This window comes from candidate division TA06 bacterium, from assembly GCA_016208585.1.
Lineage (GTDB): Bacteria > Edwardsbacteria > AC1 > AC1 > EtOH8 > UBA5202.
In genome coordinates this window covers 1-3,280 of sequence record JACQXR010000157.1, presented here as the reverse complement: position 1 = coordinate 3,280, position 3,280 = coordinate 1, and the positions used below count along the sequence as shown (strand labels likewise).

Sequence of the window (3,280 nt, the reverse complement as noted above, 5' to 3'; positions counted from 1 at the left end):
TTTGCTCCGGCGGTGATCACGACAGGCCAATAGTAGCCGTTTATAACAACCTTTTCCACAAGTAAGCCAATTTACTGATATTTTCAATCCCAACTTGCCTTTTATCCTACTTCCCATCACTATTATGACACAGTCTGCTCGCGGGAGGGCCGGCGGGGATTTTTTGAAGAATAGCGGGATCGGGGCCCGGTTGCGTTATATCTCCCGGACGTTGGTGATGCCCATCTCCTGCAGTTCCTTGCGAATGTCCATGCGTGCTCCTGTGAATATTATGTGTGTTTCCGTGATGGCGTGTGGATCTTAAATGGTTATCGGTCGGTTTCATTCAGGAAATATAACTCGGGAATTGACCGGTACCCGGAGGTTCGTTCTGCGCTCCAATATGGATTACCGACCGTCCTCGATGCAACCCAGTAAATATAACCTAAAGCGGACTCCGTTGTCAATACAAAAATCAGAAAAAATGTACAAATATTCTTATGATTGCGGTAAACGTCGTGAACAATCCGAAATACCTTAACCCCGCCTAGGCTGTGTTCTACGCCAATCCTCTCCCGGGCCAGAAGACCGGGGTCTCCGCTGAAGCCGTAGTGTTTCTGCATCACCAGCGCTCCTTCGGCCGGGGAGGTCGGAGGTCATCAGATGCTTCAGCTTATCCCGGTCGTATTTGAACCCCCCTCTTTTAAGAAACTTCTCCTGCCCCTGGTTCCACAGTTTTTCGCTGTCCAGGATCACTCCGTCGGCGTCAAAGATGATGGTATCTATCATAAAGTTTTTATTGACAGGATTTACATGATTTTATTCCCTTGGCTTAACAAAAGTCGGCGTTTAAAAGTTGGATGGTCTTTTCACCAAATCGCCGGTTTATTTTGCAGTTCTAAAGTCATATAGGCCCTGCCTTTTTTACGGATTGGCCGTTTAAAATTCCTGTATTCCTTATAGATGTATTTGAGGAAGTAAATAAAAAAGGCGAGCTATTTGCTCGCCGGAAGTTTTAATTCGGGATGGACGCTGATCCTTTTGTGCTGCCTTCCTTTGGGCTCAAAATGGACATAGCCTTCGGCCACTGCAAACAATGTGTCATCGGTGCCCCGCATCACGTTGGCACCGGGATAGAACTTGGTGCCCCGCTGCCGGACCAGCACCGCTCCTGACAGGACCTTCTGGTTGCCGAAGACCTTTATTCCCAGCCGCTGGGAATTGCTGTCCCGGCCGTTTTTGGAAGAGCCTAAGCCTTTTTTATGCGCCATTATTTCTTTCCTCCTTTACCTGCTGTAGCTTTAGCGAAAGCCGGTTTAACCGCTGCCGGCTTGGCCGGTTCGGCCTTGGCTGATTTGGTTTCAGTTTTTTCCGCCGCTGCTTTTTTGGGCTGGGCTTTTTTGACGACTTTCTTTTTAACGGCGCCGGGGCGAGCCAGCTTTTCCAAGGGCTTGACCGAAGGATGGCTGACCTTTTCGATCATAAGTTCGGTAAACAGGGTCCGGGCGCCCCAGTGCCGGCGGTAGTCCTTTTTGGGCTTGTAGATCATGCCCACGATCTTGGCCGAACGGGGATGTCCCACCACCGTGGCTTCCACCACAGCATCTTTGACGGTGGGCGAGCCCACTACAATATCCTGGCCGTTGGAGACCAGCAACACTTTTTCGATCTTATATTTTTCGCCCTCCTTGGCGTCTATCCTGGGAATCCTGACCTTGGCATTCTGGAAGACCCGGACCTGGGTTCCGCCGCATTCAATTACCGCATACATGATGTTTTATTTTCTCCTAACCCGCCAAAGGCGGAATAAACCGGAATTTTTGCCACCAAGACACCAAAACAAAATAACCGTTCACAATTCACGATTCACGATTTGGCTTGGTGCCAGTGTCTTGGCGGTTTAATAGTTACTGAATATTTGTTATTTGGTACCGCCCGGCAGCTTTTGGGATGGTTGTCCCGACTGTTGTGGTTGCTGGGATTGAGCTGGAGCCTGTTGGCCCTGGCCCGGCTGCAGGGATTTTTCGATGGCGGAGCGGGCCTTGGCCTGGCGCCCGGACATGAAGGAAAGCGACAGCGAGGTTAGCATGAACAGAACCGCCAGAACGGTAGTGGCTTTGGTCAGGAAAGGGGCCGCCCCCCGACCGCCGAACATCTCGGAATCTCCGCCCAGGGCCGAACCCAGACCGCCCTTGCCGGTCTGCATCAATACTATTCCGATCAGGAACAGGCAGCCTATCACATGAATTATCAGTAGCAGGGTATACACTTTTGCTTTACCTTTCAAAATAAAGAATGCTTTATCCTTTGAAATTTATTATCCTGGAAAATGATTCCGGCTCCAGGCTGGCCCCGCCCACCAGCGCCCCGTCGATATCGGGCTGGTCCATCAACTCGGCTATGTTCTCCGGCTTGACGCTGCCGCCGTACTGGATCCTGACCTGGCCGGCTATATCCTGGCCCCACAGGCCGGATAAAAGACCGCGCAGGTACTGGTGGACTTCCTGGGCCTGTTCCTTGGTGGCGGTAACCCCGGTGCCGATGGCCCAGACCGGTTCATAAGCCAGCGCCATTTTCAGCGGATCGGACAGACCGATGCCTTCCAGCCCTTTTAAAACCTGACCCTTTAAGACATCAAATGTCTGTTTCTGATTGCGCTGATCCAGGGTTTCGCCAATGCAAAAAATCGGACATAACCCTAAGCCCATGGCGGTTTTGAGTTTCCTATTAATAAGAGCGTCGTCTTCACCGAAATATTGACGGCGCTCCGAGTGGCCAATTATAACATATTTGCACCCAAAGTCAAGCAAAAACTTGGGGGAAATCTCGCCAGTAAAAGCGCCCTTTTCCTGGAAATAGCAGTTCTGAGCCCCCAGTTTGATGCCGGTATCTTTGATAATTTCTGATACAACGGACAAAGCGGTGAAAGGCGGGCAAAGAACCACTTCAACCCGTTCGACAGCCAAGCTTTGCTTGCCATTCTCAGGGCAGGCATCTTGAACTTCTTTAACCGTTTTAACGATGCCCTCCGCCAGCGCTTTGGCTTCGGCCACTGTTTTATACATCTTCCAGTTCCCGGCGATGATAGGCTTACGCATTTGACTCTCCTCATACTGAGTTGACACACTGTTCACTGTTCACTGTTTACTGTTTACTGTTCACTGTTTAGTAGCTGTAAATAAATAAGCTTTATTGAGGCTCGGGTAAATTGTATAATTCCATTCTCCATGAAATCTTTCGGGCTTAAGGTTGACCCGGGCAATTTCTTCATTTGATATTTTGCGTCCGACGGGATACGGAC

General features: G+C 50.2%; 6 protein-coding genes. All 6 read right to left on the bottom strand.

Annotation, left to right across the window (positions count from 1 at the left end; all coding sequences use genetic code 11):
• Window positions 1–516: 516 nt before the first annotated feature.
• Window positions 517–768, bottom strand: a complete 252-nt coding sequence (locus tag HY768_11260) for a hypothetical protein (GenBank protein ID MBI4727777.1) — start codon at window positions 766–768, stop codon at window positions 517–519.
• 206 nt (window positions 769–974) lie between these two features.
• Window positions 975–1,250 carry a 50S ribosomal protein L27 gene (gene rpmA / locus HY768_11255; GenBank protein MBI4727776.1) on the bottom strand — a complete coding sequence of 92 codons (276 nt, stop codon included), beginning with the start codon at window positions 1,248–1,250 and terminating at the stop codon, window positions 975–977.
• Window positions 1,250–1,750: a 50S ribosomal protein L21 gene (gene rplU / locus HY768_11250; protein MBI4727775.1), complete on the bottom strand. Its 501-nt coding sequence runs from the start codon at window positions 1,748–1,750 to the stop codon at window positions 1,250–1,252. Before rplU ends, rpmA begins: the two co-directional genes overlap by 1 nt.
• 150 nt (window positions 1,751–1,900) lie before the next feature.
• Window positions 1,901–2,248, bottom strand: a complete 348-nt coding sequence (secG, locus tag HY768_11245) for a preprotein translocase subunit SecG (GenBank protein ID MBI4727774.1) — start codon at window positions 2,246–2,248, stop codon at window positions 1,901–1,903.
• A gap of 31 nt (window positions 2,249–2,279) precedes the next feature.
• Complete coding sequence (locus tag HY768_11240) at window positions 2,280–3,077, bottom strand: triose-phosphate isomerase (protein ID MBI4727773.1); 798 nt, start codon at window positions 3,075–3,077, stop codon at window positions 2,280–2,282.
• A gap of 60 nt (window positions 3,078–3,137) precedes the next feature.
• On the bottom strand, window positions 3,138–3,280 hold a 143-nt coding region (locus HY768_11235), incomplete at its 5' end, for a hypothetical protein (GenBank protein ID MBI4727772.1).

Excerpts from the sequence above, each read along its gene's own strand:
- rpmA (MBI4727776.1), bottom strand. The coding sequence starts at position 1,250 with ATGGCGCATAAAAAAGGCTTAGGCTCTTCCAAAAACGGCCGGGACAGC.
- HY768_11240 (MBI4727773.1), bottom strand. The coding sequence starts at position 3,077 with ATGCGTAAGCCTATCATCGCCGGGAACTGGAAGATGTATAAAACAGTG.
- HY768_11260 (MBI4727777.1), bottom strand. The coding sequence starts at position 768 with ATGATAGATACCATCATCTTTGACGCCGACGGAGTGATCCTGGACAGC.
- rplU (MBI4727775.1), bottom strand. The coding sequence starts at position 1,750 with ATGTATGCGGTAATTGAATGCGGCGGAACCCAGGTCCGGGTCTTCCAG.